The organism is Kiloniella antarctica, from assembly GCF_042682825.1.
Taxonomy (GTDB): Bacteria; Pseudomonadota; Alphaproteobacteria; order Kiloniellales; family Kiloniellaceae; genus Kiloniella; species Kiloniella antarctica.
In genome coordinates this window covers 147,940-172,114 of sequence record NZ_JBHUII010000004.1, presented here as the reverse complement: position 1 = coordinate 172,114, position 24,175 = coordinate 147,940, and the positions used below count along the sequence as shown (strand labels likewise).

General features: G+C 44.2%; 25 protein-coding genes, 1 tRNA gene and 1 pseudogene. 15 read left to right on the top strand and 12 right to left on the bottom strand.

From position 1 onward, the window contains the following. Positions 1-38 precede the first annotated feature (38 nt). From ACFSKO_RS07755 to ACFSKO_RS07715, 9 genes are all read left to right on the top strand, one after another. Positions 39-3,371 carry a hypothetical protein gene (locus ACFSKO_RS07755; protein WP_380250164.1) on the top strand — a complete coding sequence of 1,111 codons (3,333 nt, stop codon included), beginning with the start codon at positions 39-41 and terminating at the stop codon, positions 3,369-3,371. A gap of 111 nt (positions 3,372-3,482) precedes the next feature. Next, positions 3,483-4,391: a hypothetical protein gene (locus tag ACFSKO_RS07750; RefSeq protein ID WP_380250162.1), complete on the top strand. Its 909-nt coding sequence runs from the start codon at positions 3,483-3,485 to the stop codon at positions 4,389-4,391. Continuing rightward, a complete protein-coding gene (locus ACFSKO_RS07745; RefSeq protein WP_380250160.1) occupies positions 4,388-7,915 on the top strand; it encodes a DUF7483 domain-containing protein in 3,528 nt (1,175 codons plus the stop codon). The genes ACFSKO_RS07750 and ACFSKO_RS07745 overlap by 4 nt, the downstream gene beginning before the upstream one ends. Positions 7,916-7,918: 3 nt before the next feature. After that, positions 7,919-8,467: a hypothetical protein gene (locus ACFSKO_RS07740; protein ID WP_380250158.1), complete on the top strand. Its 549-nt coding sequence runs from the start codon at positions 7,919-7,921 to the stop codon at positions 8,465-8,467. 2 nt (positions 8,468-8,469) lie between these two features. Continuing rightward, positions 8,470-8,676, top strand: a complete 207-nt coding sequence (locus ACFSKO_RS07735) for a hypothetical protein (protein WP_380250156.1) — start codon at positions 8,470-8,472, stop codon at positions 8,674-8,676. Further along, positions 8,663-9,034, top strand: a complete 372-nt coding sequence (locus ACFSKO_RS07730) for a D-Ala-D-Ala carboxypeptidase family metallohydrolase (protein ID WP_380250154.1) — start codon at positions 8,663-8,665, stop codon at positions 9,032-9,034. The genes ACFSKO_RS07735 and ACFSKO_RS07730 overlap by 14 nt, the downstream gene beginning before the upstream one ends. A 2-nt stretch (positions 9,035-9,036) precedes the next feature. Continuing rightward, positions 9,037-9,354 (top strand): hypothetical protein, encoded by a 318-nt coding sequence (locus tag ACFSKO_RS07725; RefSeq protein ID WP_380250152.1) that lies wholly within the window; start codon positions 9,037-9,039, stop codon positions 9,352-9,354. Continuing rightward, positions 9,351-9,539 carry a hypothetical protein gene (locus ACFSKO_RS07720; protein ID WP_380250150.1) on the top strand — a complete coding sequence of 63 codons (189 nt, stop codon included), beginning with the start codon at positions 9,351-9,353 and terminating at the stop codon, positions 9,537-9,539. The genes ACFSKO_RS07725 and ACFSKO_RS07720 overlap by 4 nt, the downstream gene beginning before the upstream one ends. Further along, positions 9,532-9,948 carry a DUF1353 domain-containing protein gene (locus ACFSKO_RS07715; RefSeq protein ID WP_380250148.1) on the top strand — a complete coding sequence of 139 codons (417 nt, stop codon included), beginning with the start codon at positions 9,532-9,534 and terminating at the stop codon, positions 9,946-9,948. Before ACFSKO_RS07720 ends, ACFSKO_RS07715 begins: the two co-directional genes overlap by 8 nt. 7 nt (positions 9,949-9,955) lie before the next feature. Here ACFSKO_RS07715 and ACFSKO_RS07710 read toward each other — a convergent pair whose 3' ends face one another. The 4 genes from ACFSKO_RS07710 to ACFSKO_RS07695 all read right to left on the bottom strand — a co-directional run bounded on the left by ACFSKO_RS07710 (position 9,956) and on the right by ACFSKO_RS07695 (position 12,766). Continuing rightward, a complete protein-coding gene (locus ACFSKO_RS07710) occupies positions 9,956-10,330 on the bottom strand; it encodes a hypothetical protein (protein WP_380250146.1) in 375 nt (124 codons plus the stop codon). Between the two features lie 232 nt (positions 10,331-10,562). Further along, on the bottom strand, positions 10,563-11,246 hold the full coding sequence (locus ACFSKO_RS07705) for a DUF599 domain-containing protein (protein ID WP_380250144.1): 684 nt from the start codon (positions 11,244-11,246) through the stop codon (positions 10,563-10,565). Between the two features lie 271 nt (positions 11,247-11,517). Then, on the bottom strand, positions 11,518-11,808 hold the full coding sequence (locus ACFSKO_RS07700) for a putative quinol monooxygenase (RefSeq protein ID WP_380250142.1): 291 nt from the start codon (positions 11,806-11,808) through the stop codon (positions 11,518-11,520). 100 nt (positions 11,809-11,908) lie between these two features. After that, entirely contained in the window at positions 11,909-12,766 is an 858-nt protein-coding gene (locus ACFSKO_RS07695) for a helix-turn-helix domain-containing protein (RefSeq protein ID WP_380250140.1), read from the bottom strand. A 336-nt stretch (positions 12,767-13,102) separates the two neighbouring features. Between ACFSKO_RS07695 and ACFSKO_RS07690 the strand changes: the two genes are divergently transcribed. After that, positions 13,103-13,193, top strand: a tRNA-Ser gene (locus ACFSKO_RS07690). Positions 13,194-13,400: 207 nt separating this feature from the next. Here the strand turns inward: ACFSKO_RS07690 and ACFSKO_RS07685 are convergent. Continuing rightward, positions 13,401-13,967, bottom strand: a complete 567-nt coding sequence (locus ACFSKO_RS07685; protein ID WP_380250139.1) for a YdeI/OmpD-associated family protein — start codon at positions 13,965-13,967, stop codon at positions 13,401-13,403. A 98-nt stretch (positions 13,968-14,065) separates the two neighbouring features. After that, positions 14,066-15,010 (bottom strand): alpha/beta fold hydrolase, encoded by a 945-nt coding sequence (locus ACFSKO_RS07680; protein WP_380250137.1) that lies wholly within the window; start codon positions 15,008-15,010, stop codon positions 14,066-14,068. 105 nt (positions 15,011-15,115) lie between these two features. Here ACFSKO_RS07680 and ACFSKO_RS07675 point away from each other — a divergent pair, with 105 nt between their 5' ends. Together ACFSKO_RS07675 and ACFSKO_RS07670 are read left to right on the top strand one after the other, a co-directional pair. Further along, the gene (locus ACFSKO_RS07675) at positions 15,116-15,835 is read left to right on the top strand and encodes a helix-turn-helix transcriptional regulator (RefSeq protein ID WP_380250135.1); all 720 of its coding nucleotides are present in this window, start codon (positions 15,116-15,118) and stop codon (positions 15,833-15,835) included. Between the two features lie 135 nt (positions 15,836-15,970). Beyond that, positions 15,971-16,069, top strand: a pseudogene (locus ACFSKO_RS07670) (IS1595 family transposase); the annotation flags it as partial. 33 nt (positions 16,070-16,102) lie between these two features. Here the strand turns inward: ACFSKO_RS07670 and ACFSKO_RS07665 are convergent. Both ACFSKO_RS07665 and ACFSKO_RS07660 read right to left on the bottom strand, forming a co-directional pair. Then, the gene (locus ACFSKO_RS07665) at positions 16,103-16,570 is read right to left on the bottom strand and encodes a LysE family translocator (protein ID WP_380250133.1); all 468 of its coding nucleotides are present in this window, start codon (positions 16,568-16,570) and stop codon (positions 16,103-16,105) included. Further along, positions 16,571-17,500, bottom strand: a complete 930-nt coding sequence (locus ACFSKO_RS07660) for an NAD-dependent epimerase/dehydratase family protein (protein WP_380250131.1) — start codon at positions 17,498-17,500, stop codon at positions 16,571-16,573. Between the two features lie 100 nt (positions 17,501-17,600). Between ACFSKO_RS07660 and ACFSKO_RS07655 the strand changes: the two genes are divergently transcribed. After that, positions 17,601-18,503 carry a LysR substrate-binding domain-containing protein gene (locus ACFSKO_RS07655; RefSeq protein ID WP_380250129.1) on the top strand — a complete coding sequence of 301 codons (903 nt, stop codon included), beginning with the start codon at positions 17,601-17,603 and terminating at the stop codon, positions 18,501-18,503. A gap of 135 nt (positions 18,504-18,638) precedes the next feature. Beyond that, on the top strand, positions 18,639-19,766 hold the full coding sequence (locus ACFSKO_RS07650) for a trimethyllysine dioxygenase (RefSeq protein ID WP_380250127.1): 1,128 nt from the start codon (positions 18,639-18,641) through the stop codon (positions 19,764-19,766). 55 nt (positions 19,767-19,821) lie between these two features. Here ACFSKO_RS07650 and ACFSKO_RS07645 read toward each other — a convergent pair whose 3' ends face one another. After that, a complete protein-coding gene (locus ACFSKO_RS07645; protein ID WP_380250125.1) occupies positions 19,822-20,559 on the bottom strand; it encodes an aspartate/glutamate racemase family protein in 738 nt (245 codons plus the stop codon). A gap of 41 nt (positions 20,560-20,600) precedes the next feature. After that, positions 20,601-21,098, bottom strand: coding sequence for an Lrp/AsnC family transcriptional regulator (locus ACFSKO_RS07640; RefSeq protein ID WP_380250123.1), 498 nt, complete (start codon positions 21,096-21,098; stop codon positions 20,601-20,603). Between the two features lie 167 nt (positions 21,099-21,265). Here ACFSKO_RS07640 and ACFSKO_RS07635 point away from each other — a divergent pair, with 167 nt between their 5' ends. Further along, positions 21,266-22,306 carry a LacI family DNA-binding transcriptional regulator gene (locus ACFSKO_RS07635; RefSeq protein WP_380250121.1) on the top strand — a complete coding sequence of 347 codons (1,041 nt, stop codon included), beginning with the start codon at positions 21,266-21,268 and terminating at the stop codon, positions 22,304-22,306. 18 nt (positions 22,307-22,324) lie between these two features. Here the strand turns inward: ACFSKO_RS07635 and ACFSKO_RS07630 are convergent, their stop codons facing one another. Next, positions 22,325-23,629, bottom strand: coding sequence for a TRAP transporter large permease (locus ACFSKO_RS07630; RefSeq protein WP_380250119.1), 1,305 nt, complete (start codon positions 23,627-23,629; stop codon positions 22,325-22,327). Further along, positions 23,626-24,153: a TRAP transporter small permease gene (locus ACFSKO_RS07625; RefSeq protein WP_380250117.1), complete on the bottom strand. Its 528-nt coding sequence runs from the start codon at positions 24,151-24,153 to the stop codon at positions 23,626-23,628. The genes ACFSKO_RS07630 and ACFSKO_RS07625 overlap by 4 nt, the downstream gene beginning before the upstream one ends. Positions 24,154-24,175: the final 22 nt, after the last annotated feature.

Here is a 24,175-nt window from a genome sequence, read left to right as displayed (position 1 = left end):
GGGGCTTTTTTTGTTGCTCGTTCCCTTGAGGAAATAAAATGCCAAATATTCCTGACAGCCGCGCGCCATCAAGCGCAGGCTTTTCGCTGCCTGAGGAAAACATTAATTCTGTTGCCAATGGATTAGGTGCTTTGTCTGATACGTTATCCGATGAAGATGTCCAGAAGAAGCTCGAAGGTCTTGGCGGTGAGCTGAAATCTGGCCTCGATGATACATCGAAATATCTACAAGAAAAATTGCGTGATGTGGATGTTTATGAGGAATTGTCAGAGTTTACTTCGGGTATTTATCAAGCCGTTCGTGATCAATTGGGTTTTGCAGGAAAATCGCCAGATAAGATAAGTCAGGAAGTTAGTACTGCCTATGCGGAAAAGAAGAGCGAAATCTTGGCACGGCAAGAGTTTGATAATCCGGAAACGGCAACAATGTTCAATAGGAAGCTTGATGAGAAAATTGGGTATGACCAAGAAGCCTTGGGGGCTTTTCAAAAGCAGGCATTAGCTGAAAAAATTCACGCGACCGTTGATCGCCATATTGAAAAATACAATTCGGGTGTTGAGGCTGATCCCAGTACACTGACAGATGCAATCGTTGTTATTGATAGCTCGATTAACGACCTCGCACCCGGTATAGGTCGAGATGCAGCCGTTGAAAAAAGCGCGCAAGCACGGAAAAGTCTTTTGTCTTTTGCATTGCAAGGACATGCCAAACAAGGAAATTACGGTGCACTACAAACCTTGTTGGACGGTATAGATCCTGCAACCGGTGCCCGGATCAATATAGATCGTTATGTAGATGGTGTGGATAAAGCCTACTTTCAGGATCTTACGACCAAGGGGTTGCGACAAGAAGGTGCGGTTAGATTTCTTGACGATATGGCGGCGGCTGGTTTGTCTGCCGAAGAACAGTTTCAGGAAATGTCTCTTCATCCTGATTCTGATCTGGCAAATGAAGCGCTATCTTTGTTCAAGAGCCAAGAACGAGCTAGAGCGCGTGCGCAAAGAGAAGCCATACGTGAAAGCCGCTATGCGGCTTGGGGTAATATTCTCGAAACTGGTGAAAATGCAGAGGTTACAGATATTCCACTGGATGCGGATGAGAATCTCCGCCGTGAAATTGAGACACATATAGAGCGAGGGCCTGCACGGGACGATTTTACCCGCAGAAAGGGAACTCAGGCTCTTTATGAAATCAAGTCGTTACGTGTTTCCGATCCTGAAGCATTTCAGAGGTTGGATCTGTCCCACTATTTTAAAGATCTAAGCCGAAAGCAAATTGGCCAGGTCATGGCCATGCAACAAGCCGAGCCAGATCCATACGAAACCGCTCATTTCAAGTTACGCGACAGGTTGGCTTTGCGTACGTGGAAAGAAATTACTGGTCGTAACGGACGCGATGAGCTTGAAACTGCCAACTTTGCAGACTTTCGAACGCGACTTGATGAGCGCATTGAAGAGTATGAACAGCTTAATAAAAAGCAGGCTGGTCCTTTTGAAGTCGAAGAGATTGTCAATACGATGCGCGATGGTGGTGAAGTCGTTGATCTCGAAAATGAGGGCTTCGTAACTCAACCAAATACTCCGTTTGGAGTTCCTGTACCTCCCGCATTTAGTGGCGATGATTACGGGATTGGGTCTGGTTCACTTATTCCTGTTACAGGAGTTAAAAATTATAGCAGTAACCTTGATGATGAAATTTCGGAAAGTAATGATTCTGTTATCGAGGAGAAAAACCGTGAAGACGAATTTAAAAGATTAGTTGAAAAAGAGTTAGACCTTCCAGAGGGGAGTACTGTTTCGTTTGTTGCAGATGAACAAACATCTATGGACGAAGAAGAAACAGGCAAGCCGAGCTATAAAGTTGTGGTGACTGATAAAGATGGAAATATTGTTGAAGGCCCTGTCAGTAAAAAACGCCTTCCGGGCGAACCAAATGAGCAGAGTTATCTGAGGTATGATCCTGATGTTGGATTTGTTGAGGATTCATTCAAATCAACCAGGATCGTTAGTGGTAGTCCGGGCCAAGGATTTGTCGATGCATCTGGAAGAGTGACAAGATCTGTAACGAATATTCCCGGGGTAGGGCTAGTTAACACCGAGAATTATGTTTCCGTACTTCCCACTGATGAGAGGCATGCTCAGTCAATGGTTGCAAATCTTGAGATGTGGATGACTGCTCCAGATCTTCTTAAAAAAGGCAATCCTTCTTTGGGTACGAATAAGTATTACGAAGATGATATTACCAGAATAGAAGAAATGCGGTCTAGGCCTCCCAGCGCCGAGGAAAAGATAAATTATTCGATTATCAAAGACGTTATTTCTAGCGGATATGACGTAAATTCTGAAGGTAATTACGCACAAACCTTTTTGGCTGTTTATGAAGCAGTTGAACAGCAAGTAAACAAAAGAAAGCAACATAGCACTCGGTTCAATGGTCCTAGACCTTTAGAACATTACGAAGTTGCAACAGTACTGGGTAAACTCATTGCGAAGGGAACAATCAGTCCTCCAGATTTATCTCAGCAAGACTTTCCCGGGCTTGTTGATATTGTCAACGCAGGGGCCGCGGGAGGACTTAACACTATAGGCTCTTCTATTAGCGGACTAGGTGATATCATAGAAGCAATTGATGAGTTGTCTCCCGGAGCAATAGAGGCCTCTTTATTTCCTGCTTTGTGGCCCAGTGTACTTCTACGTCGTTCAGGCCAAATTTCTGAAACACAATTTCAGGAGATAGTGCCTGAAGTATTCTCGACCTTTTTAGAAGAAAACCGTCTTGGGTGGATGCTTGATCCTTCAAAAGCTATAAGTAACGGGTTCCATACTGTTGGAGATGGAGTTGTTGACATCTCAGAAAAACTTAAACCAGATCAACAACATTGGATAACTGATTTTGCCTATGATACTGGCGAAGTATTAACCAAAATTGGAATTTCAGCGATTAATCCTGTTATGGCTGGTGTCATGGCAGCAGGAGATGGGGCTCACAAGCAAAAGATTCGAGCAGAAAATAGTCAAGCTAACGCAAAAGAAAAATCTCTAGCTGTTCTTGGTGGAGCTGTTATCGGTGTTACAATTGAAAAAGTAGACAAGCTCGTCAAAATTTTGCCAGAACCTGCCAAGAAGTGGTTTGCCAATCGTGTTATTGGAAGTGTCTTCGCGATCTCTAAGAAAACGGGAATACCTGTCGATAAAATTCTAAAAAATCAGGGAACTCAACTTTTAAAAGATGCAGTGGAAGGAGGAGTGAATGCGTTGATTGCTCGTCTCGCCTATGATCCTGATGCTGACATTTGGGACGGTATAACTGGTAATATTACTCCAAAGACATTGATTTCAAGCTTACTGTCTCCAGCTTTACAGGAAAAATGATGAGAGCATGATGAATTGTAGCTCTTCTTCTCACCATCTATAATCGTTCTTGGATAAACAGGTCTCAACCTCTGCTTTTTAGCGGAGGTTTTTTTATTGGGAAAATCTGATATGACAATTTCTGCGACACCGCGGAGAGCCTCCTATAGCGGAGATGGCTCTACGGCGGTTTTTGCCGTGCCTTTCAAATTTTTGGCCGACAGTCACCTGAAAGTTGTGGTTACGTCTCTGGCTGGAATTGAGAACGTTGTTGTTCCCTCTGCCGTCAGTGGGGCCGGGACAGCCAATGGAGGGGCAATTACCTTTTCAACGGCCCCGTTGGTTGGGGAAATCATCACCATTTTGGGGGCAACGCCGCTGGAGCAGCAGACGGACCTTGCCATATCGGATGGAATGCCTGCGGATGTTATTGAAACCGCTGTTGATCTTCTGACCATTCAGAACCAGGAACAAGCCGATCAAATTGGTTTGGCGATCAAGCTTCCTGTCTCCTATAGCGGGGATGAATTACAATTCCCGGCCCCGGTGCCGAACGAGGTTCCCTATTACGACGCTGATGGCAAGCTGGTGACATCATCCGTTGGTTTTAGCACGCTGTTAAATACCGTGCAGGGGCTTATTACGCTCGCGGCAGATACGGGGCAGGCGCACACCCATCCCTTTTCCGGTTTGACCGGGACAGAGAAGGTTTTGCTATCGGATATATCGAAGGCTCTGAGTGCCGGCTTTACGACGGAAGTAAATTCGTACGGAAATACCACCGATAACCCGATTATTGATCTGACGAAGACCTTTCTGACATCCATGACTAATAATGGTGCAGGGGTGATTACCGCGGATAAAGTCAACAATAACTCGGTTGATATCTGGATGACCAATGGCCCGACCGCTGGGGTGCTTGATATCTCAAGCTTTGATTATATCAAAGGTACATTCGGTGTAGGCGATGGCGTGATCACGATCATGCATATGTCGACCGTAAACGGCGTCGCTCGTGTCGCCCTGGAGGTGCTGGAATGAGAGCACTTTATAGCGGTGATGGCGGCGGTTGGAAGAACGACCTTACCAATTCCCTCGCCTTGTCTGCTGGTAAAAAACTAACCATCACGCCTTCTGTCACGGGTAATCGTCGTCAGTTTACGATTATGTGTAATGTGCGTCGGGTCAGGCTTGGTGCCGCCCAGTACATCCTCAACGCCAGCAACCAAAGTCAGTGGTATTTCGACAGCAGCGACAGGCTTGTTTACAACGGCACAGCGTCAGGCGGTAATTTTGTCTCTACTAAGAAGTTCCGTGATTCTGAGTGGTTTTTTATAGGGATTGCTTTTGATAGTGTGTCCAGAACCATAAAGATGGTTCACAACGATCAGGAGATTGATCAATGGGATGGGAACGCAGTTCCGAATGAAAATTGGCTTTCGCACCTTAATTGGGCGGGACAATCGATTTCAATCGGGGCTTACAACGGTGGAGTCGGCACACTTGAGGCCAACATCTCTGACTTTGTAATTCTCGATGGTGAAGTTCTAACACCACAAGAGATGATTGACTACCGCACCCAAAATGTTCCACATGGTAATAACGTCATCACGACGACCAAGAAGTTCACGACTGAGGGAACGCAAGAGCGGTTTATTGGATTACATCGTAACGATCCCGCGAGTAGTTCCGTAATTAAAGACGAAGGACCGCATGTTGAACGTGCGGCTGCCTCTTGGGATAGTATTCATTCTGACATTCTGCCAAAGACGGGTAAATTTCTCGTCGAGTTGATTACAACTGATGCTGAGGATGCTCAGGCAGGTGTTGCCCCTGCCTCTAATCATTCCCAAGGGGTCGGTCAATACATCGGGTTACCATGGGCTGGTTCAGCGGGAATATACTTCGCCAGGTTATCGGGAATGATTTCTTATATTGGTGGGGTGACTCAAAATCCTACAGTTGGTGCGCCTACAACACCGAAAGTCGGCGGCGTGTCTTCTTATTATATCGATATGGACGCCAAAAAACTCTACTTCGCTTACGATGGGGTGTTTATCACGGGGCAAGATCCTGTTGCCGGTACTGGTGGTTATGGCTTCTCAGGCGAAGAAGACTTCAGGTTCTATATCTCTCTTTACAATATGCAGGGAGTTCTGATTAATTTTGGACAGACTGACTACACTCATTCTGTTCCAGGTTACGGTCCCCTCAAAGAACCCGCTAAGTCGGACCTTAAGCGTTGTAAGCTTAACCCTGGCGATAACTCTCCCGCATTAAAGGATGGACAATTAACGTCGACTAATACGGCTAATAATTGGGGTGTTGCCTATAGTAATTTCGTTATTAAAGACAAAGCATATGCGGAGCTACGGTTAAACAACAGTTTAATGAATACTGATTTAGGCGTGGTCCTAGATAGTGAAAAGCTTTCTAGTATAGCCACAATTGGTTCATCGAATAAGCTTGCGTATGCAAATGGCTCGACCACGATGCAAACCCTCACTAATGGTACACAAGTTGCTACGGGACCAACTATATCTGCAACGTCTGTATTCGGTGTTGCTGTCGATACTACGACAAACGAAATCTGGCTAAGTGTTGATGGTACATGGGTTGGAAGTGATCCAAGTGGGGCAGCATGGAATGTATTACCTGCAGGTGATGTTAGATTTTTCTCTGCGGCTTATGGTAATTCTATTGGGGGGAAATGGAACTTTGGCGATAGTCCTTGGAAGTATACGGCCCCGATAGGATTTGTTGGTCCTGCAAGCCTCGATTTTGATACCCTTAAAACATCAGGTGATTTGAATGATGTTGAGTACGGTCCCAACGGTTGCCAATTGATCTTTGAGGATAGCTCAAACCTTGGTTTAGTTACGGCTGGCAATAAGGTCCATTGGTCTCTCACAGGGATTACCTCTGACGATCAATTAGTAGATACGCCAAGTGATCCTTATCCGGTTTGGAACCCTTTAGATATTGATCAAACAAGTAGCATCCCTACTTTTTCGGATGGTGGGCGTTTAGCTACCCTTGGTAGCTATGGTACTATTTTTTGGACTTACGCACGTTCGTCAATGTATCAAAATTCTGGTCAAATTTATGTTGAAATGGATGTTATCACTAACGGTGGCACAACCTATATTGGTGTTCATGAAAATAATAAACCTGAAACAAGTAACGGTTTTGGAACTCCTATCGGGGCTTATTTGTGGCATGATGTAGGTGATTACTGGATCGGTGGGGCTTTAGCCTCTGGCAAGCCCACGTTCAATCTTGAAAATTTAAAAATAGCTATTAATTTTGATGTTGGTAAAGGCTGGTTTGGTGTCGTTGGGGGTGCTTGGAATGAGGGAGACCCTGCCCTTGAGACCGCGCCGTCGTTTACGTTTACCCCAAATACACCTCTGGCATTTATGTGCGGACGTAGCTCGTTTTCGGGGGAGTCGTCTATCAAATTATTGAGAAATTCAGGGGAATGGATTGATACACCTCCTACAGGCTTTAAAGAACTCAAGTCCTCTAACAGGCCAACTCCTAAATATCATGGTCGAGATAAGTTTGATATCAATCTCTCGATAGGTACAAGCTCTGCTCGTGATATTCCAACGGCTTTTGAAAAGACAGGCCTCTTTTGGGGGAAGGCGCGTTCCAGTGCTTATAGCCACCGCCTTGAGGATCGTCTGAGGGGGGCGGGGAAAGGCTTATTCTCAGATACGACCAGCACTGAGGGAGTGCGAATGGATAGTATCGTAAGTTTTGGTGATGACGTCATTTCTCTGGGTGCGGATGCTGGGTCCGGTTACAATGAGAACGGCGTAAATTACGGCTATTGGATGTTTGGCAACGATGGTACAGAAACAACCAATAACGATGGAACTGTTCCTTCTCAAGTAATAGTAGATAGCTCTGGTTATATGTCCATAGCACGAGCGACAACACTTGCAGCCGGTGATACATTTGGCATCGGTCTTCAAGATCATGAGTTAACAATTCTCAAGGACTTAGGCCAAGCTGGCTCGTCATGGCCTGTATGGTGTCAATACATGAGCGACAGGAGTGGAAGCACTCAACGGTATATGGCCCTAGATGCGTCCACGGGGCAATCAGCTTTGGGAGATACTTTCAGAAGTATGGCAAGTGGTCTCGTAACTTCCGGGTCTGGTAGTTGGACCATTGGGGATGTTATCACGTACAATTTCAAGTCGGTGCCAGGGCTTTGCCATGTCTTCGGGTATGAAGGTAATGCTGACGTAAACAACGGACCTTTTATTCCGTTAAATTTCAAAGCTCGTTGGCTGCTTATAAAAGGGCTCAACGGATCTTCTTGGTATATTGTCGATACCGAACGTAGTCCAATGAATGAGAGGAATGGCTATTTGAATGCAGATACATCTGCGACAGAGAGCATACTCACTTATGGAATAGATATTACGTCTCAAGGTATTAAAATTAGACAGCCAACAGGATGGGGTTTGAACAATTCAGGTGTGGCGTACATCGGGTTGGCTATCGCTGACGTCGCAGGAGGTGGGAACCTTCCTGCTGTATTAGGGAATTAACTCATGAAATATGTAATTGAGAAAAATGGTTCAGTTGTCTCTCCTATTAGTGTTTGGATACCGGGTCTGGCTAAGAGATGTGGGCTTTCTGGGAGTGTTTTGGCACCTAAAAACTTACCATATAGTTTGAGTAATGGCGGGAATCTTCGGGCAGTTCGATTGGAGCGAGTGCCTCAGACTAAATTTCAAACGGTAGCCGAAAACCCAGGTAGCGTTATCGGTGATGAGTGGGTGATTACGCAGACGGTTACAGATAAACCAGCAGAACAGGCTCGGCAAATACAGATCATGGACATTAAAGCAGAAGCCACTAGACGGATAGAGGAGATAACGCCTTTGTGGAAACAGGTTGCGGGCGGTGAAAGAGCTATTGAACTGATTGAGATAAAACTCGAACGCCCCTGGTCTTTGGAAGAAAAAATAGAAGCTGATTACCTTAAAGCCAAACGGGATAAAATCTCAAAAATTCGAGTGAAATCCAACGAACTTGAAATGCTATCAAACGCTGAGTTATTGGCGCTTAACGTGTCTGAAGATGCGAACTGGATTTGACAATGATCGACTACATTAAGGGGGACAGCATGGATAAGGTTATTGGTGTGACTGCCGTATCCACACCTCTTTGGCTTCATCATTTCAACATGGGAGTTGCTGTTATCCTTGGGATTGGTGGTATTGCGCTGCTTGCTCTTAGAATCGCCAAGGCTAGACAGGAGTATCTGAAATCGAAAGAGGAAAGGGTTACAAATGAAACCGCTTAATTGGTCACTGTATCCCAATTTCTCCGCTTCGGAATTTGAATGCCGTTGTGGTTGTGGCCTCGTTGACATGGCGCCTGAGTTTATGGAAAAATTACAAACTCTTCGCAATAAGGTTGGCCCCCTTAAGATCACAAGCGGGTACCGCTGTGAAAATCATCCTGTTGAACGTAAGAAGTCCCGTTCCGGGGCGCACTCTTTAGGTTTGGCCGCTGATATTGTTCCGCACAAAGTCCAGCGTTACGAATTACTCACCAGCATTAGCGACATGCGATTTAAAGGTATTGGGGTTGCTAAGAGTTTTATTCATATAGACGAGGGGCACCCTTATGCGTATCGCCCTGCGTCATGGAGTTATTAAACATGAGAAGATATCTAACGGCAGTCGCTCTTGGAGCGGCTTTTTTTACGTCTGCTTGCACCACGCCAGAAGGAAATAGGCTCTCGAGCGAACAACAACTACAACTGACCTGTGATGGAATCTCCTCCACAATCAAAGTGCTGGCTGAATATCGTGCAACAGGCGATTTATCCACAAGATCTATTAAGCTGGTTGATGAACTCCGCCCCTCAACGGCCGCGCTCTGTGAAGGCTCTGTAACTGATTTTCAGAGCGCATTAGCAATCCTTTCTAACACCGCATTTACTTTGTTGACTATACGAAAAGGAGCTGAAACATGAACGTATCTGCACTTGCAACATTAAACGCTTTGTACGAAGTCGGCATGTTTGCCTTTAGCGCGTACCATGCTGTTCAGAACGGCGATAAAACCTCTGAAGAGATTCGTGCTGAATGGGATATTGTCACAGGTAAGATGACTGACGCATGGTCAACTTGGGATGCAGCGGGTAAATCCAATGATTAATGGGTACGAGTTCACACCCAAATACAATATTAGTCAGATTCGAGCATCGCGTCCAAAAGACGGGGTGCTGGTCTGGATCTCGCCAGAAGATCCGGCCAATCCTTTTACTGCGGCCTGTCGCCATGAGGTTAAAGGTCCTCGAAATATGAGGGTCGATGTCCCCGCAGGCTTTAACTATGACGGCGCGTCTGTCCCACGCCTTCTTTGGTGGTTTATTCCACGCGCTGATGCGCGGTTCTTTAGGGCGGCAACTTTACATGATCTTTTATACGCTCAACAAGATGGTTCACGCGCTGTCGCCGATGCTATCTTGAGGGTCGTGGCGAAACAAGACAGCATGCCCTGGTTAAAACGTTGGGCGGCTTATATCGCTGTACGGTTTGGAGGGAAGGGATCTTGGAATTTATGAACTGGCCTTATCGAGAATGCTTTACCATCCAGTCTTCAGCTAAATGAATGGCTTTTTCTATCTGAGAATATGTCATAAAAGGTGTGATTTTTTTGATCATATTGTTGGGATTCGGCCATAAATATATAGTATCTACAGGATAATCTGGTTCGTAATATACGGCAACATACAGCCATTTGTGGCTATTCATGATATCGATTGTTGGGACTTTTTCTTCAAAGAAAATCAAACTGATAAACATGTGAGAAGCAACAATCATTTCAAAATTCAGTTCAGAAGATTTTTCTGCCTGTATTGCCGATCTTTCAAACCATTTAACCGCTTCAGAGTAGTTTTCTCCTAAAGAGTATTCTGAGCGACCCAGATAGAATGAGCTAATCATATTTCCTTGATTGGCTCATTTTTCGAACCCAAATTTCCCATCGAAATATGCAATACCAAGAGTAAGTTGGGCCTCTTGGTCACCCTGTTGAGCCGATTTCTTTAAAAGGTTGAGTGCTGTTTTTAAATCTCCGTTTTAGTAAGAAGTTTCAAATGTCACCTTTGCGGCCTGTGCTGGAAAATACAATAATAACAGTAATATGATGATTAATTTTGTATTTAACTTGAACACCTTAAGTTTTCATCGCCAGTAAAGCTGTTGAGCTAAATTCTCGTCTATAGAGGACCAATACCACAACGAGTGATGCAAAGAGCATCGCTAAAGGATGAAAAAGCCAGGCAAGTGCAGCAGAACCAAAGAAAAAGGCGCGAAGACCGCGATTGAAGTGGTGGCCAGCGCGACAACTCAGTTTTGACGCGCATTTTGCATGGAGTTCCAATTCTGATTTATCAGATTCTTTAACAGGTGCAGATCCAACCATGATATTGCAATAGTTGGTCAGGCGAAAAGCCCAGGCAAACTTAAAAAATGCATAGACAAAAATGAGTGCGAGCACGAGCACCTTAAACTCCCAAAGGGCGGGGCTGCTATCTATCGCATAAGGCAGATGCTTAATCGATTGGGATACAGTTGTCCCATTACTCAACAGAGCGACGATACCACCCAGTATAAGCATGGCAGTGGAAGCAAAAAAGGCAATTCCGGTCATAAGGTTACCAAGGATTGTGGTATCGATCATACGCATATCGCGCGATACCATTTCTTGCATCCAACGTTCTCTGTATTGGTTCATTTTGTGGGTCAGACTCTGATTTGCCCAAGGACTATGGTCGGCAAAAGCCGTATAAAGAACCCATGCTGAAATAAATACACCAAAACTAATAAAATCAACAATTGTAAGTGTCTGAAAATTCATTGAGTGAAAAAATCCGTGTTATTTATCTACAAATGCCAAAGAAATCGGGTTCATTGGCATTTGTGTTCATAGGAGAGGATAATCTTGCTCTGTTAGCAAAAGCATAGTTACACGCATTTTTATTCAAAACTCAAATGATATCCTAATTTTTTTGATATCTGTGGTGGCTTTCTTTCTCCCATACAAGAGAAAAGCCATTAGTAAATGTGGGCCCTGATGATTATGGGATACTAATGGCTTTCACTTGTCGATCTTTTGGGTGTTAGAATTGTCAAATGTCCACTTGATCAAAATACTTGATGGTGGGGGGGAGGGTTAAGAAGGCTGCTAACTGCTCCATGATTCCGTTATTACTGATGAATTCCATGTACCTTTGATGATGTTCAGGAGAAGACCAGTCTTCGTCGATAAGCATTTCATTGTTCGCTTTATCAATAAATATATTTACTCTCTTATTTCCGTCGAAAGCCCTTACGTTAGGCAGGTTTTCTGCTAGGAAAGGTAAGAGATCTACAATGCTGGATTGTTTTAATGGGCAGTTCAGCGTTACTCTGACAGTCATTGATCATTCCCTTTAAGTGTTTGAATGATCTGACTGTATGCCTAACTTTTGAATGCGGCTACCATTGGAATTCCAGCAATGCCGTTTTCCAGTTATATTTTTATATCTTATTACAGTTTGTGTTTTTGAATTCTTTTGGCGTAAGGCCAAAGCGTTCCTTGAATGTTTTTATAAAGTGAGAAATGTTTTCGTAACCAACTTCCAATGCGACCTCTGTTACAGATAAATCCTTTTCCATTAATAATTTTTGAGCACAGATTAATCGTTTATCCCGGAGCCATTTTTGTGGTGGCATATTATAGCTCTCTCGAAAGTCACGGTTAAAGCTGGATAAGCTGCGGTCTGATAGCTTCGCGAGATCGGTGACCGTAAGCCGAAGTGTTTCTGGATTGCTAATCAAACGTTTGATGTTTCGCTTTGGTGACGCAGGCTTAATATTCAACAATAGATTATCCAAATTCGAAACTGGGTTTGTTAGTGCAAGAATGTTTAAAAATTCCAATAATTTCAATTTTAAGAGCTGTGTAGAGAAGAGATTGATTTCTTTCAAATTTGTAATGCTATCAAAATATCCAGCTAGAACGCTACTACCTTTAAATTGATGTAGATCCTGATGGGAGGGTGAAGTGTTCGCGTGTTTTCTCTTTCCGTTATGGGGCTGGGAACTTAGGAATTCTCGAATAAGGTCGTCATCAAAAAATAACAGATATGCCTGCAAATTTTGATAGCTTTTGACGTAATCAGAATGGAGGTTCGTCCCACGCGGAAGAAATGTGACTGTGCCCTCTGACATTTCTATAGATGTATTATCCAAAGAGGTAATTCTTTCACGGCCATTTTTTATATAGACGAAACACGGATTATTACAAAAAAACTCAACATCAACCAAGTCCTGAGCGAGATCTTTATAGAATATGGCAGAGGCTCCATTTTCCACCAGGCATGTAGCATCTTTCATTTCTTTAAGTGCCTGAGGCAATATCAAAATATTGGATTTACAGTATTCCATAGTACTTTTTGAGACGGCCATTTAACGATAAATTTCTAAATATGAACTTTGAGGGATTAAGTATGTCTTTTAATGTAACAAACTTCACGTCGTTATTGTACTTTTCTAGAATCGAGAACATACAAAATTATTCTTAAAAAGCTGAATTTCGATTTTGATTACCTTGAAAAATATTCCTAAAACCCGCCAGTTCTGGTGCTGATTCTAATAAAGTGAATTTAAATGATCTTTTTCACTTTACAGCGTAGGCGTAAAACCTTAGAAATTCGCTTGTTCACGGAATGTGGAGAGTTGGCCGAGTGGCTGAAGGCGCTCCCCTGCTAAGGGAGTATACGTTAATCGCGTATCGAGGGTTCGAATCCCTCACTCTCCGCCATTTTTATAAACGTGTATCGCCGTAAAATATCTCTTTCAGAGCTATTCGCTTTGGCATTTTGTATTATCAATTGAAAAATTGATTGCGCGGCGGTTACTGGCGTTTGTACCTTTATGATAGTGATTTCAGTAAGTCAGCCTAATGATCAACGAAGCAGACATTCAATTCTGGAATGCGAATTTCTGTATTATGATTTTAGGAGATATATTATTTCTTTCGCAAATTTGGTATTTTAAGCCCTGCTGCAGATGAGGTAATCAATATGCCAAGCCTTTTTAAACGTGTTTCTTCTTTCTTGGCGTTCATTACCCACCAGATTGAATCTCGTTTATAGGACGGGGTTAAATTAGTTAAGAATAGCCAGGCTGGTTGATTAGCCTTGATTTTCTCTTCATATTTTCTAGTTAGTTGCACATTTCTTTGTTCCGCGGAGTAGCCCTCTGCATCGGTTCTGTTGTTAAAGGCGTACATTCCTGCTGGTTTCATCTTGCCAGATTGTATAAGTGACTTAACCTTCTTTACGTTCACGGCACTCCAAACGCTTGTTATTTTTCGTGGGGTAAAGCGGATCTTGTAGCTTTGTTCATCAATGGTTTTCCGTATGCCGTCAATCCACCCAAAGCAAAGAGCGATATCTACTGATCCAGACCATGTAAGGCTTGCACGCTTTGTGCTCTTTCTGAAATAACCCACCCAAAGCTCGCTAGCTTCATGATGTTCTTCTAACCAATTGCTAAACTCTTCTTGGTTGGTGAAAAAGAATATATTTTTCAATCTTTAGTCTCTTCCAGACGTTGAACCTTACGTTGCTCTCCCTCTCCCTCGGGTCTTGTTGGAGAGGGAGAGGTTAATCTTAAAGCGCTTATATGAACCTAGGAGGTAGCCTGATGCTCCAACCATTTTAAAATCGTTTGATTAGTTTCTTCCGGTTTTTCTTGTTGGATCCAGTGACCGCAGTCCAGGCTGACCTCTTCCGCATTAGGTACGAATTCTTTCAAATTTTCGGATTTCGCGACTGTATCCCGATCGCCATAGATCATGAGTGCGGGCTGCTGGATGATTGGGTGCACATTCGCCAGTAAATGCCAATTTCGATCAAGGTTCCTGTACCAGTTGATGCTGCTCGTGAATCCTGATGCTTCGAAGGCCGAGACGAAAACAGCCAGATCACTGTCGCTCATGATAGGCTCCCCAAGAGGGGCTTTGGCTTTGGCGAGATTGATCATCATCATACCAGGTTCAGGCTCAACGGGGGGCTGGTTCTTACGGTACATGTTGCGAAGGAACTGGAATGTATTATCGTTCAATACGGCATCTGCGACGCCTGGTTGTCGATTGAAGTGGACAAAATAGAAGTCGTCGCCAAAGAATTGTTCCATCAACTCAATCCAGGGTTTTTCCCAACGCTTCTGGTAGGGCACGCTCAGATTTATTACTCTATTAACACGACTTGGATACAATAAGGTCAGTCCCCAAACGACCATTGCCCCCCAATCATGACCGACAAAGGTAGCCTCTTTGTATCCGTAATGATCGAGAAGTCCGATGAGGTCACCTGATAGGTGTTCAACGTCATAGCTTGTTACCTCTATTGGACGGGATGAGTTGCCATAACCCCGCTGATTTGGGGCGATGACATGATAGCCCGCTGTAACAAGAGCGGGTATCTGGTGGCGCCAGGAAAAGGCATGCTCTGGCCAGCCGTGACAGAGTACAATAGGTTTTCCTATATTTTCTTGGCCTGCTTCAAAGACTTCGAGTTCTACACCGTTGACTGAAATAAAGATAGGCTTGGGGAAATCGGTTGGATTAGACATTGTTTTTCCTTTTTGTGATCCCGGGTTAATTTGGTGACGCGGACAGCCATTGACTAAAACGTAATGGTGACAAATACTGGCACTATTAAATGGGAAGTCTTACAAATGAATATACGTCTCCGACATGACGCCATCGTGCGCAGCCTTCGTCGAAACGGTACTTCGACAATCTCTGATTTGGCGGAGGAGGTTGGCACATCCAGACGTACCGTGTTGCGTGACATTAGTGCCTTGCGTGATGAGGGCTTTGTTATTCATTCTGAACCTGGTCGTGGAGGAGGTTTACAACTTGATCCACAATCAGTTCAAACCACACCCCGGCTCTCGGTTGCCGAAGTCTTTGCGCTTCTTATCAGCGTTGCATCAATGCGTGCCGCCGGGAGTTTGCCCTTTTCGGGCCTCGCAGATTCTGGACTTGCCAAAATTGAAAAAGCCTTACCGTCAGACAAGGTCCGAGATTTACGCCGCTTCCTGGATTGCTTGTATGTCGGGCGACTTTCCCCGCAAGTTGACATATCAGACATGGGAACTATGGCCCCCACGCTACTGCCCGCATTCGAGACAGCTTTTCTGCAACGGTTATATCTGCGTTTCCAGTACCGTGACGCAAAAGGGGCCGTGACCTGTAGAAATGTTGAGCCGCAAGCAATGCTGATCTTGCCGCCACTATGGTATTTGGTGGCCTGGGATCCTGCACGTAAAGATTTCCGTCATTTTCGAATGGACCGAATTAGCAGACCGAGCTGCGTCCAAGGCGCAACATTTCGGCGACGACATGTACCATTCGAGGACGACGTTTCCCCAATTCGCGATTTACCTTGCTGAGCTTTGTAACATTACAGAAAACCTGAAATTTGAGCTATGCATCGAAAGATGGCGGATCGCTTAGATTGCGCTTATCAATATTACTGCTGCGCAAAGCATTATCCCGCAACTGGGGATACGATTAAACCCACCTGACATGAATTTTTAAAGGAATGTGAGTGGCGATTTAACAACAGTGACCCTGCTTTCCAATTAAAGCAGTTAAAACAATTTGTTAAGCAAAAAATGGGCTAGTTAACTGGTACAACCCCATAATATATTTATGCCTTAAAAGAGCGTTCCCAAAACATAGAAATCAAACACGCTATTTGGTGTGTCTTTCGGAATAAACATGGGGAAGAAGGCGACAAAAAACAGGATTGGCTTGGGATTTGTTAACGTCAAAAATAGTCCTTTGATAAAGCCTTGCTGGATATCCTTTTTCTGAACGGCCTTTTCATAGACAGTTGTTTCGGCCCGCCACATTTTCCAACCAACATAGGCAAGGTAGGTCGCATCCATAAATTTGATAAATATGAGAGCGGCAGGATACCCTTTTAAAATCGTGGCGACCCCCAATCCGGCGACGATTATGAGGATGATGTCTCCGGCCATAATACCAAGAGCGGACCATAACCCTGTTTTTATGTTTCGGCTTGCCTGCCCTGCGACATAGAATGAAGCAGGGCCTGGCGAAAAGATGACAAGGGAAGAGGCCAAGATAAAGGTTATGGAGTTTTCCAAATTTAAAATCACTTATGCCTCCACCACTAAATCATCAAGAAGCTCCTGTACTAGGCGGGGAAGACTTTCGAGTATGGGGGAGAATTTAAAGCCAAGGTCTTTGGCTCGTCCCGTATCCATGACGTGAGGAGATAAGTAATCATAAGGTGTGCGCTGGGATTGGGCATTTGATGATAGGTGCGTTTTTATAGGCTTTTGACATATCTCCTGTACGGATTTCAGTATGTCGTCTAAGGCCAGGGCTGGCTCACAAGCTGCGTTAATTGGACCGATAAAGTTTTGCTCACCGAGCCATATTAAAAAGGCCACGATGTCTCTAACTGTAATAAAGGAACTGGGTTGAGGTGCTGGTGAAGTTGGTATGGATGTTCCTTCAATTGCGGCCAATACATACGACTGGAGCCGCTTCGTGAAATCTTCCCGTCCTGCAATCACATGCCCTATACGAACCGTTACTGCGGGGAGAATGGAAGTATTATATAGATGGGCTTCAGCCTGTCTTTTGCCGTCGGCGTAACGGCTTTGCATGTAACTGGCTTCGTGCCAGGGAAAGGTTTGTTCGACATCAACTGCTGAGAGATTAAAATCGTTTTCCTTATAGGGATTTGATTGTAGCCCCATCAGGTGGTTGTATGTCTCAATTGTTGAAGACATGATGTAGCGGCCAACATTGCCATCAAAGACGTCGTTCGCGATGTCAATATCGAGGAGGTTGTAACACATCTGATCATAAATCAGATCAAAGTAGTCTGTATTGGCAAAGGCTTTGATCATTGCCTCTCGATCTCGTCTGTTGACCTTTATTCTTTGGACGCGATCACCAAAGGTGTCTGGTGTTTGCCCCCGTGTTGCGATGGTTACTTTGTGCCCGCGACCAAGCAATTGATTGACAAGGTGGCGGCCAAAAAAACGTGTTCCGCCAATGACTAATATATTTTTCATCAAATAAACTCCTAAAAATTACGTTATTCAATAATTATGGAGTATTTATAAAAGAACAAATCTGTTATTTTTATTCAATGAACAAATATATCTTAGCCTTATGATGCAATTTCCCCGCCTTCATAACCTGTCAGCTCTTCGTGATTTTGAATGTGCTGCCCGTTGGTCGAGCTTTAAGCTGGCGGGCCAAGAACTCAATAAAACAGCAGCCGCGGTAAGCCAGCAAATAAAACAGCTCGAGCGCCAGTTGGGCTTTGAACTCTTTACCCGTTTCCCCCGGCATATTGCCCTGACAGGCAAGGGGGAAGAGTTTTCTAATCATGTGCAAAATCAGCTGACTAAGTTAGATCGGGAAATTACCCGACTAAGAGAACTTGGCGATGAGAATATATTGCGCATCACGGCGACACATTCTTTTAGTCTAAAATGGCTCGCACCACGGATCGGCGGCTTTACAAAGGAGAACTCCGATATTGATGTCAGGCTTTATGCATCTGACAAGATTGAAAACCTTGAATCTGAGGATTATGACCTCGCTATCCGGTATAGAGAAAAACCGCAGAACCCTGATGAACAAATAGACTGGTTGATGGATGAGAAATTGATCGCAGTTCACAGCCCTTCCTTGTCTAAGGTGGTAAACCATGCGTTAAGGTCCGATGAAATTATGGATTTTCAGCTTCTTCACGAGGGCAGCCCAAGGCATTGGTTATCGTGGATCCGGGAACACGATCTTTCATTTCCCAATCCCAAGTTTAACAGCAGTTACAGTCATTCTGGTATTTTGGTGCAAGCTGCTGTCGCGGGGCAGGGAATAGCTCTTGTCCCAAGTTGCATTGCCAAATCAGATTTGAGTTCAAATCAATTACTACAAGTACCTGGGCCTTCGATTTACCATGGTTATGGTTATTGCATTCTCCATTCTTCGGAGCGTAAAGATCTTGCCCGTGTTCAGGCTTTTTCTTCTTGGCTAAAAGAGCAGTTCGAAAGGGATTTGTCTTGATTAAGAGGGTGGAAAATTCTGTGTTCAGGCTGTCTAATTAAGGTGTGGAATAAATGTGATTGACAATAACTGAACGGTTGTTCAGTATCTGAATTGATATTCAATTTCTATTCCTGAATTTAAGGAAGACTGACCATGACCGTTCATTTTGATACGCTGCTGGGTACACTGCGAACAGCCGATAAATATTTAGAAGTTCAATGGAAGGATGGGACAGGTGTTTCTCGATATCCGTATCTATGGCTTCGGGATCATTGCCACGCAGCGCACAGCATGAACCTGGAAACCAATCAACGTCAGGTCGATACTTTTTCCATACCGACTGATTTGAAAGCAAAAGCGGCGATACTTGCTGAAGATGGTCAGACAGTTTCTGTTCGTTGGGAAAATGAAGAACGAGACAGTATTTATCCTATCTCCTTTTTGAAGGAAATGGCGGCCACCGGATTGCCAAAGTCTGACGATAAAAAGAGCCTCTGGACAGAGGATGAGATCACGGATTGCCTTCCAAAGGTATCTTATGAAGAAGTCATGGCAGGAGACGAAGGTCTCAAAACGTGGGTGGAATTGATCCATAACTATGGCTTTGGTCTGGTTGAAGGCACACCCGCAACACCAGAAGCAACAGAGGCTCTTGCCCGTCGTATTACTTATATTCGTGAAACAATATTTGGCGGATTTTGGGACTTTACCGCAAACCAGGCGTTTGCTGACTCTGCTTATAGTACGGTAGAGATCGGCCCTCATACGGATGGGACCTACAGCGTTGATTCACCTGGATATCAGATGTTCCATTGCCTTGAGTTCGATGGCACTGGTGGCGAAAGCGTTTTTGTTGATGGATTTAGAGTAGCCGAGGAAATTCGCGCTTTGGATCCAAAGGCCTTTGAAACTCTGACATCTGTGCATGTTCCCGCACAATACTTAGGTGATGGGGTCCACTTGCGTGCAGAACACCCGATCATCGGCTTGGATCGCGATGGGGAACTTAAGCAAATTGCCTATAATAATTATGACAGGGCGCCATTCCGGCTGGAGGATGAGCTTCAGGAGGATTTTTACCGTGGACTTAACCTGTTTAACGCATTGATCAATGATCGTCGTTTTCAGCTGCGCTTTGGATTGCGGCCGGGAAGGGTGGTCTTGTTCGATAATTGGCGGGTTATGCATGCCCGCGATGCCTATCAAGGACATCGCCGTCTATGTGGTGCTTACTTAAATAAAGAAGATTTCTTGAGCAAGTTACGGGTTTTGCGTAAATAACATGCCCCAAATAACGGCCATTTAGGATGAAGTGGCCGTTATCGTAACTGTTATTTTATGAGGTTTCTTTAGTAGATAGACCTGATTGTATCAAGTTAACCAAGTCGATTATGCCAAAAACGGGGATATTTAAAGAGGTGCGAAGCGCTTTTGCATAAGGCTGTAAATTTGTGCATTCAAGTACGATGGCGCCAATATCAGGATGAGCGTGCTGTAGTTCTTTAGAGAGAGCCCGAAGATCTTTTTCTATTGCTATAGGGTCTAACGGACGGGTGGGTAACGTGGGTGGTTTGAGGATACTTTCTGAAAAAGCTTTGGAGGTTTCCATTCCTTTTATGTGAAGCGGTATTTTATCGTCTATTCCTGCCCCGTTAAGGTGTTCTTGTGAGAGCGAGCCAGCATCAGCTGTTATTATTCCAATGGATTTTGATGGCCCAATTATATTGGAGACCATTGGTATGAGTAATAGACTGGATGTTGCTACTGGAATGGAAACGGCAGCAGCAAGTTCTTCTTGTATGACAGCCAAAAACCCACAGCTGGTAACGATGGCACGGACGCCCTCCCGCTCTAATTCTTGAGCAGCTTTAATAAAGAGGGGGAGCAAGGCACGTGCCTTTGATCCTTTTGTCACGATTTGATCGGTTGTCGCTGATTTTACGACTTTATACTTTACGGGATAATTAAAAGAGTGTGCATTGCCTATGTCACCCGGAATTCGTTGGAATGATGTATCAAGGACAAGTATGCCAATATCCTGTCCGTAGGTAGGATGGCTTCCGGGTAAGTGCATTATTATTTATTCTTTCTTTCCTGAGTTGTCTTAAGCTGCCCCTAAGCACTAACTGCGTGTAAATAGGGGGGCACATTTCTTTTTTGAACGTGGCTGGTCCTATCGAATTTGTTGGCCAAAATCACGTTAGATTCTGTTCTTATAACATGTGGCAGTATAGATATTTCTTCGAGCAAAGCATCTAGATCTTCAAGTAAGGGAGCCTCAACCGTGCAAAAGAGATTAAATTCACCTGTCAACGCACTACAGCTTTTAATCTCAGGAAAGTTTTGTAGATGCTGGATGACTATCCGCGAGTGATTTCTTTCAAGTTCGATATAGAGCAGGGCTTGTACAGTTTGTTCATTTGGATCTGCTTTTATAACCGCGGTATAGCCTTGGATAATTCCTTCGCGCTCTAATCGACTTATACGCTCATGTACTGTAGAGCGGGCAACCTTGAGGCTTTTGGCAATCACACTGGTTGATAATCGTGCATTTTCTTGCAGACTAAAGATGATCCCACGATCCAAATCATCCCTGTTATGTGATGTTAACATGTTCAATCTCCCTTGTTCGTGCTCCCCTTTTTATGGGGTGTTTCTTTTATTTATAGAGAAAATGACACGCTGGTTTCTACGCTTCTATCAAATATTTGATTGAAAACCATCAAATAGCTGATTAAATTCCATCAAGTATATTGTTAAGTATTGTGAGAATATTACTGATGCATCGTCGATCGAAAGCTACATTATCCGAAGTTGCTTCTCTTTCAGGGGTAAGTTCAGCCACAGTCGATCGTGTTTTGAATGGTCGAGGCGGCGTACGAGAAGAACTTGAGACCAAGGTGTTAGAAGCAGCACGGAAATTAAGAGTTAATAGAAACTTGGATCAAATTCCTAGGCAATTACTTCGATTTTCGATTTTGATGAACAGGCCGGATCGCGATGTTTATGCCCGTATTCAAAAGGCAATTCTCGATCATCAATCATTGCATGATACAAAAGGTTTTACCTGTAGCTTTCATTACTTCTCATCTCAGGAGCCACAGGATATCGCTTCACGGATAGCATCAATACAACGTGGATTTGATGGTGTTATCCTTTTGGCATATGACCACCCCATAATAAGTGATGCGTTGGACCCCATATGCAAGGAAGTTCCTGTTATTACTCTGATCTCGGACCTTCCTAATTCAGGTCGAAGTCATTACGCGGGCAGCGGAAATTTACAAGCAGGGAAACTCGCCGGTGATCTTCTTGGTCGTTTTATTCATCAATCACAAGGTAAGACTTTAATTCTTACGCGGTTGCAACGTTACACAGCTCATCTTGATCGTGAAATAGGCCTTAGACAGGTTATATCAGAGCGGTATCCCTATCTCGAGGCGAGCCACGTTTTAGAGTGTAATAAAGGAGACAGTTCTGATTATAAAAAAGTATGTGATTATATTGAAAAGCACGGCCCTTTTGCCGGGCTCTATAATATTTCATCCTGGAATATTCATCTTGTTCAAGAGTTAAAGGAACGAGGGTTATTGGATGATACGGTGATAGTTGCTCATGGCGTTAATAGGAGAACAAGGCCGTTGTTACGCGATGGTATTATTGATGCAGTTATCGAATACAGTCCTGAAGATTATGCCCGTCATGCTGTTGATGCGCTGTTGAACCACTTCGGTCGATGTGAAGGGTTTGATCCCAACTATCGCCATCGGCTCGAAGTCTTTACCAGAGAATATCTGCCTCCGCACTTGAGCGCCGATTAGATCTCTTTAAAAGCTGAGTTATCGTGTTTGGCTTAAGGTCTCGGGGAGCCAAGTTGCAAGCTCTGGAATAAGAAATAGAACGACGATAAAGGCACACATGACAAAGAACATGGGCATCGAAGCGCGTGCAATATAGCCAATATCTTTCCCCGTCATACCTTGTAAGACAAAAAGATTAAATCCAACGGGGGGAGTAATCTGTGCCATTTCTACGACAATCATCAAATATACCCCAAACCAAAGCATATCTATGCCTGCTGCGCGTACCATGGGCTCAATCACGGCCATGGTTAAAACGATCGACGAGATGCCATCGAGGAACATTCCAAGGAATATATAGAAGATAGTCAGAATGATAATGAGAGAGAAGGGAGAAAGCTCCCAATGAACGATGGTTGTCGCAAGGGCTTTGGGAATACCAGTGAATCCCATTGCTAGAGATAGAAACCCTGATCCCATTAGAATGAACATTATCATGGCTGAAGTACGAACAGCGCCGAGAACAGAATCAATAAAGCTGTCTTTGTCCAAAGTCTTTTGTAATAAAGAAAGAATGATTGAGCCTAAGACCCCAAGGGCGGCGGCCTCTGTTGCAGTGGCAATGCCGGAATAGATAGAACCAATAACCCCTGAAATTAAGATCAGTACAGGTAACAAATCGCGTAGAGCGGTGATTTTTTCCCTAAAAGCCATTGTCGGATTTTTGTATGAAATGTCTTTGTTTAACAGGCCCCAAACTGCAATATAGGTCATAAAGCAGAGTGCAAGTACAAGGCCGGGGATCATACTGGCCATGAAAAGTTTGGCTATGGACTCATTGACGGTAACGCCATATATGATCATTGAAATTGATGGCGGGATCAAAAGACCAAGTGTTCCAGCACCAGAAAGAGTTCCAATGATGAGTTTTTCTGGGTAGTTCCGTTTTTTTAATTCAGGAATAGACATTTTGCCGACTGTGGCAACGGTTGCAGCAGATGATCCTGAAATGGCTGCAAAGATGGCCGAGGCTCCAACGTTCACATGAAGAAGCCCACCTGGTAACTTGCCCATAAAGGGCGTAAGCCCTCTAAATAAAGTTTCAGAAAGTTTGGTCCGATAAAGGATCTCTCCCATCCAGATAAACAGAGGAAGGGCTGTTAGCGTCCAGGATGATTGCGATCCCCAAATGGTGATGGCCATGGCATCGCCAACGGGCGTTGAGGTGAATATAAGCATACCGACAATGGCAGTGGCGAGTAGAGAGGCCCCAATCCAAACACCTGAGCCGAGAAAAAAGAACAAAACACCTAGAAAGACGACAATGGAGACTGCTTCACTCATATTTCGTTTTGAACCTCTAGGTCTAATTTTTCTGAATTTATTTTTTCAGGAGAAAAAATGCTCTCAGTAAAGGTATGAATGACTGAGAGCGCAAAGACGGCTGAGCCCAGTGCGACGGGAACTTGCGGTATCCATAAAAGTATGGCGTCAGCGCCTTCACTTCTTTCTCCGTATTCCCATGAGTCCACAGCTAAGCGTGTTGTGTAATAGGTGAGGTAACAGGTAATGAAGCTCATGAAACCAAGCGTTGCACGCTCAATTGCCAGACGTAATGATCCATGTGTATTTTGAATAAGTAGAAGAATACGAATATGACCGTTGGATCTAAATGTATAAGCGAGAGCAAAAAAGGTGCTCGTTGCCATTGCATAGCCAGCAAAATCAGTAGCACCCCCTGCAAAAAGCCCAAGCATGCGTGCAAGGATGCTATAGAGAATTAATCCACAAAGAAGTAAAAGAAACCCGCCAGAAAGCCATGCACCCACCAAGTAAGTCTTGTCGAGCGTTTGTGATAATTTCTTCAAAGGCTACTCCTGAATTTCTCTC

Bases quoted from the DNA above. Each gene is read 5' to 3' on its own strand.
- ACFSKO_RS07755 (WP_380250164.1), top strand. From the start codon at position 39: ATGCCAAATATTCCTGACAGCCGCGCGCCATCAAGCGCAGGCTTTTCG.
- ACFSKO_RS07750 (WP_380250162.1), top strand. From the start codon at position 3,483: ATGACAATTTCTGCGACACCGCGGAGAGCCTCCTATAGCGGAGATGGC.
- ACFSKO_RS07745 (WP_380250160.1), top strand. From the start codon at position 4,388: ATGAGAGCACTTTATAGCGGTGATGGCGGCGGTTGGAAGAACGACCTT.
- ACFSKO_RS07740 (WP_380250158.1), top strand. From the start codon at position 7,919: ATGAAATATGTAATTGAGAAAAATGGTTCAGTTGTCTCTCCTATTAGT.
- ACFSKO_RS07735 (WP_380250156.1), top strand. From the start codon at position 8,470: ATGATCGACTACATTAAGGGGGACAGCATGGATAAGGTTATTGGTGTG.
- ACFSKO_RS07730 (WP_380250154.1), top strand. From the start codon at position 8,663: ATGAAACCGCTTAATTGGTCACTGTATCCCAATTTCTCCGCTTCGGAA.
- ACFSKO_RS07725 (WP_380250152.1), top strand. From the start codon at position 9,037: ATGAGAAGATATCTAACGGCAGTCGCTCTTGGAGCGGCTTTTTTTACG.
- ACFSKO_RS07720 (WP_380250150.1), top strand. From the start codon at position 9,351: ATGAACGTATCTGCACTTGCAACATTAAACGCTTTGTACGAAGTCGGC.
- ACFSKO_RS07715 (WP_380250148.1), top strand. From the start codon at position 9,532: ATGATTAATGGGTACGAGTTCACACCCAAATACAATATTAGTCAGATT.
- ACFSKO_RS07710 (WP_380250146.1), bottom strand. From the start codon at position 10,330: ATGATTAGCTCATTCTATCTGGGTCGCTCAGAATACTCTTTAGGAGAA.
- ACFSKO_RS07705 (WP_380250144.1), bottom strand. From the start codon at position 11,246: ATGAATTTTCAGACACTTACAATTGTTGATTTTATTAGTTTTGGTGTA.
- ACFSKO_RS07700 (WP_380250142.1), bottom strand. From the start codon at position 11,808: ATGACTGTCAGAGTAACGCTGAACTGCCCATTAAAACAATCCAGCATT.
- ACFSKO_RS07695 (WP_380250140.1), bottom strand. From the start codon at position 12,766: ATGAAAGATGCTACATGCCTGGTGGAAAATGGAGCCTCTGCCATATTC.
- ACFSKO_RS07680 (WP_380250137.1), bottom strand. From the start codon at position 15,010: ATGTCTAATCCAACCGATTTCCCCAAGCCTATCTTTATTTCAGTCAAC.
- ACFSKO_RS07675 (WP_380250135.1), top strand. From the start codon at position 15,116: ATGAATATACGTCTCCGACATGACGCCATCGTGCGCAGCCTTCGTCGA.
- ACFSKO_RS07660 (WP_380250131.1), bottom strand. From the start codon at position 17,500: ATGAAAAATATATTAGTCATTGGCGGAACACGTTTTTTTGGCCGCCAC.
- ACFSKO_RS07655 (WP_380250129.1), top strand. From the start codon at position 17,601: ATGATGCAATTTCCCCGCCTTCATAACCTGTCAGCTCTTCGTGATTTT.
- ACFSKO_RS07650 (WP_380250127.1), top strand. From the start codon at position 18,639: ATGACCGTTCATTTTGATACGCTGCTGGGTACACTGCGAACAGCCGAT.
- ACFSKO_RS07645 (WP_380250125.1), bottom strand. From the start codon at position 20,559: ATGCACTTACCCGGAAGCCATCCTACCTACGGACAGGATATTGGCATA.
- ACFSKO_RS07640 (WP_380250123.1), bottom strand. From the start codon at position 21,098: ATGTTAACATCACATAACAGGGATGATTTGGATCGTGGGATCATCTTT.
- ACFSKO_RS07635 (WP_380250121.1), top strand. From the start codon at position 21,266: ATGCATCGTCGATCGAAAGCTACATTATCCGAAGTTGCTTCTCTTTCA.
- ACFSKO_RS07630 (WP_380250119.1), bottom strand. From the start codon at position 23,629: ATGAGTGAAGCAGTCTCCATTGTCGTCTTTCTAGGTGTTTTGTTCTTT.